The following is a 956-nucleotide window of genomic DNA, read 5'->3' as shown; positions in this document are numbered from 1 at the left end:
CCATTCGCGGTTGAGGTTGGCGCCAACCGCATTGGTTCGAAGATGCCCGCGCCGCGAACCATCGGGGTTGCAATTGGGGACGATGTGCAAGCGGCACTGCTTGCGCAAAGCCCGCGCGACCGGGTCGGCGGGATCGGTGAGGCACGCCAGCGCCCCTTCCATCCACCATTCGGCCTGGGTCTCGCCCGGGTGCTGGCGGGCATAGAGCCACACCTGCGTGTCGCCTTCGCCCATCTCCAGACAATCGATCGGCTGGCCATCGAGCGTGGTGCCGAGCCGGAGGTAGTCGACACCCTCGGACGAGGCTGCCTCCGCGATCAGATCGTGGTGGCGCTCCATCGAATAGGGCGCGAAATAGGCGCACCAGAACACGCCCCCTGCGGGCAGGTAGCGCACCGTCAGCGTGCCGCCGTCCTCGTCCTTGTCATAGCTCGAAGCGGCGCGCGCCCAATAGGCGCGGTCCTCGGACACGCAGGCGTTGTAGTGCGGCCAGCCGTCCGGATAGGCGCTCGCGGCGAGCCCGGTGAGCTTCAGCACCACTTCTTCGCCGGCCGGTGCGCTCACGCGGAAGTGGAACCACTGGAAGAACTCGGATTCGTTGTCGCGCCGGATCGCGAGGCGGGCGGTGTTCCCGTTGATGGCAAGCACGTCGATGTTGCCGCTGTCGAACCCGGCATCGATGAAGAGAGAGGTCATTTGGTTCCTTGAAGCTTCTTGACGCTGATCGTCACGGTCTCGCCATTGCCACCGGGGAAGTCCTTGAACAACCCGGCCGCGAGCGTGCGCGCGGCGGTTGTCACCTGCGCATAGGGCGACTTCACGCCCGTTGTGATCTGCGCGCGGCCTTCCCACAGGGTCTCGCCCCCGGTCCGCGAAATGCGCAGCTCGAGCGCGGTATCGGCCGCGGGCCCCTCGCGCCCGCCGCCGAGGTTGATCCCGACCCCGAGCCCCAGCCC

1 protein-coding gene and 1 pseudogene are annotated in these 956 nt (G+C 67.4%); both read right to left on the bottom strand.

Annotated features, from left to right (window positions below; translation table 11 throughout):
- On the bottom strand, positions 1-696 hold a 696-nt coding region (locus AX692_RS15090; RefSeq protein WP_230961064.1), incomplete at its 3' end, for a M14-type cytosolic carboxypeptidase.
- Positions 693-956 (bottom strand): annotated as a pseudogene (locus AX692_RS20260) (hypothetical protein); the annotation flags it as partial. The pseudogene AX692_RS20260 and the gene AX692_RS15090, both read right to left, overlap by 4 nt.

The organism is Erythrobacter donghaensis (assembly GCF_001557325.1).
Taxonomy (GTDB): Bacteria; Pseudomonadota; Alphaproteobacteria; order Sphingomonadales; family Sphingomonadaceae; genus Erythrobacter; species Erythrobacter donghaensis_B.
The sequence above is the reverse complement of the archived record's forward strand: the minus strand, read 5'-3'. Positions and strand labels throughout refer to the sequence as shown.